This is a genomic window from Glaciecola sp. SC05 (assembly GCF_041380235.1).
Classification (GTDB): Bacteria; Pseudomonadota; Gammaproteobacteria; order Enterobacterales; family Alteromonadaceae; genus Glaciecola.
In genome coordinates, this window is sequence record NZ_JBGIYY010000037.1 from 1 (window position 1) to 2,935 (window position 2,935).

The window sequence follows — 2,935 nt, forward strand, 5'->3', positions numbered from 1 at the left end:
TTGTCAAAAGCTAAATGGCCGTTATTCGAGGGCTATGCCGACATTTCTCTGAATGAGCCCTGCATGCCTTGTAAGCCGCTCATGTGCTCGAGAGTACCAACCGGATCATTTGAATAAAACCTCCCTATCACTGAATCATAGTATCGTGCCTGCATATACACAAGCCCCGTATCATCATCCTCAATATGCCCTGTGTAACCCGCTTGGTCGTCATAGGTAAATTAACTACGACCCCTTTATTTTTGTTGGCAGAGTCGTTACTGTTAAATTGAGCGCTCTGGTTAGACTCTTGATATCTGAGCAGAATTAGCTAATACTTCAATGCACTCAAAAGCTTTTATCTCGCCAGCCCCATAATTTGTGTCGAGCATAACTCTCGGTGTCGGCGGTCGGCTTTAATTTCCAGAGAAAAATCACCAATATGAAGATAATGTCGCTCCTGTCCTTGATGATGGTCAGTCTACAAATACTATGTAATATCGCATATGCTAATGTGAAACCAAACATCCTATTCGTTCTAGTTGATGATCAAAACAACGAAACTCTAGGTTATACCGGCCACCCAATAATAAAAACGCCCAACATTGACCGACTAGCTGAAAAGGGAGTGCTCTTTAAAAATGCTTTCGTCACTACCTCGATCTGTATGGCCAGCCGGGCGTCTATATTCACGGGGCTCACGCAACGGACCTTGAACTATCGCCCCCGAGATCCATTGGGTACGACGCGAATAACAGACAAGAATCTGCTAGCGAGTTTCCCGATCCTTTTACGTGAGGCGGGCTACCGAACTGGCTACTACGGGAAAAATCACGTGCACTACCAAAACGGTAATCAATTTGCTTTCGACCTCATGTTCGACGAGTGGGAACACCTGACCTTGGGCATGAAGGAGTTGCCAAATGGCACAACGCGTCACAGCGACGAACTCATAGGGGATCGCTCTGTCGAATTCCTGCGCAGTCAACCCGAAGAGCAGCCTTTCTTTCTGTTTATGAGCATGACTATTGCGCACGCTCAGGATCGTAACCTCAGCCCAGGAATGGGTCACTACCCGTGGCCTAAGGCAGTTGACGGTATGTACGAGGACGTCGAACCACTGCGACCTCGCTTGGATGATCCTGCGGTGTTTGAATCTTTACCTGATTTTCTGAAGGGTTCTCTGAATCGCAGCCGCTATTTTTGGCGTTGGGATACACCTGAAAAATACAGCGTCAACATGCGAGCCTATTACCGAATGCTGACTGGAATGGACGGCATCGTTGGCCGCGTGCTCGAGGAGCTCGAAAAACAAGGCCTGAGGGAGAACACGATAGTCATCTATACCGCCGACAATGGCTATTATATGGGAAACCGTGGCTTCGCTGGTAAATGGTCGCACTTTGAAGAATCGATGCGGGTGCCGCTCATTATCCAAGACCCAAGGCAATCCATCTCACAAAGAGGCAAGATAGAACAGTCTTTCGCGTTAAATTTGGACTTGCCATCGACCTTTCTCGATCTAGCTGGCTTGAATGTACCAGAGACTTATCAAGGTCAGAGTCTAACTCCGTTTCTCAGCGGTTCGCGTCCTGATGACTGGCGCACTTTCTTTTTCTGGGAGCACCACCAATTTCAAGATATCATTCCAGCTTGGTCAGGTATTCGCGAAGAACGATATGCCTATGCCGGATACGATCGTATGGATCCGCCTTTCGAATTCTTGCACGATTTGCAGCGAGATCCCGACCAACTGAAGAACTTCGCCGATGATCCCGAATATGCCGAGATCCTCCTGCGGTTGCGTCAGCGGACAGCGGCGGCGATCAAGCAGTATCAAAATTGAAAGCTTTATGTTTGATTTTGCGACTCGCACACTCGATTTCACTATTCAGACAGATAATCAACGAGGCGCATAAAAAATTTTAATTGCTGCTGATAGACACTACCCTGATCCTAAAACCAAAAATAACTAGCGACCTGCTCATGGTTTCCTTAAACGGAGACATCTCTATCTTTAAGTACTTAGTTAAGTTTTTTACTTCATTGCCTCTTTTAGCATGGCAACTAGCTCTTCTTCTGAATAGCTATAATCACCCCATTGGTTAAGTTGCACCAATTGTTGTATTTTTGTTTTTATAGTCATTTCTTGTTCGCCTTGGTTGGGTACAACCATGTATCTACGTAAGGGATTTTCGTCAAATAAGGCATGCATATATGCGCTAGAAACCGCATCAGGCTTTTTGTATGATAGCTCTCTCGCTTCAGTCGCTTCGAATTGCTTTTGCATTTCAGGAGTAATTTCACGAGTATAAGTAAAACTAACGCTATACGCTACCCTTCGTTACAGCTGGCTTTTAGTTTGGCTAGATGTTCGTTGCGAAGATGATTTAGGCATTTTGGCTAATTGAACAGTTTTCATTGTATGGTCTTTTCAAGTCTTTGGTATAGCAATAATGCAATTTGAGCGCATGTTGCCCTACCATTTCAGAATCTATTTCTTAGTATCTTATTTTGCTTATTGTCTACGCCCCAAAGTTGAAGTCGCGCTGTTCATCAGGTGGTGCACGCAAAGGTGGCAATAGCGTTGTTTGTGAAGAAGTAGGGTATTTTTTATCTAAATGCTCCAGTATTTTTTGAATAACGTGGCTATCTATAATGCAAGCGATGACGCTTACATTGTGTTGTTGGCATTTTTCACACTTCGCGCGTCGGTCATCCGGTAATATCGATGTTGAATACTCGTTTTAGTCTCTGAGCCCAACTCATCGCCCTAGCGTGGTAAGGTTTTTCCGATGCCTCATTTCCTTTTTTGGCGAGTACAGGGCTGTTCTTACCTCGCTGTGATGCGGTGACTTGTGCTCGCAGGTTGCTGTTTGGCGCGAACACTCCGAAAAATCGAGTTAAATTGAGTCGCGGTGGTGGAATAAGAGCAGCTAGTTTGCCAATAAAATCA

At 45.3% G+C, this 2,935-nt stretch carries 2 protein-coding genes and 2 pseudogenes; 1 reads left to right on the top strand and 3 read right to left on the bottom strand.

The window, feature by feature from the left end:
• Window positions 1-32 precede the first annotated feature (32 nt).
• A pseudogene (locus AB9H30_RS19170) lies at window positions 33-197 on the bottom strand (RHS repeat-associated core domain-containing protein); the annotation flags it as partial.
• Window positions 198-379: 182 nt separating this feature from the next.
• Between AB9H30_RS19170 and AB9H30_RS19175 the strand changes: the two are divergent.
• Complete coding sequence (locus tag AB9H30_RS19175; RefSeq protein ID WP_371196402.1) at window positions 380-1,825, top strand: sulfatase-like hydrolase/transferase; 1,446 nt, start codon at window positions 380-382, stop codon at window positions 1,823-1,825.
• A gap of 192 nt (window positions 1,826-2,017) precedes the next feature.
• On the opposite strand, the gene AB9H30_RS19180 is transcribed toward AB9H30_RS19175, so the two are convergent.
• Window positions 2,018-2,269: a hypothetical protein gene (locus AB9H30_RS19180; protein WP_371196403.1), complete on the bottom strand. Its 252-nt coding sequence runs from the start codon at window positions 2,267-2,269 to the stop codon at window positions 2,018-2,020.
• Between the two features lie 425 nt (window positions 2,270-2,694).
• Window positions 2,695-2,935: pseudogene (locus AB9H30_RS19185) on the bottom strand (IS91 family transposase); the annotation flags it as partial.

What these genes read in the sequence shown, in the direction of transcription:
- AB9H30_RS19180 (WP_371196403.1), bottom strand. Translation starts at nt 2,269, where the DNA reads ATGCAAAAGCAATTCGAAGCGACTGAAGCGAGAGAGCTATCATACAAA.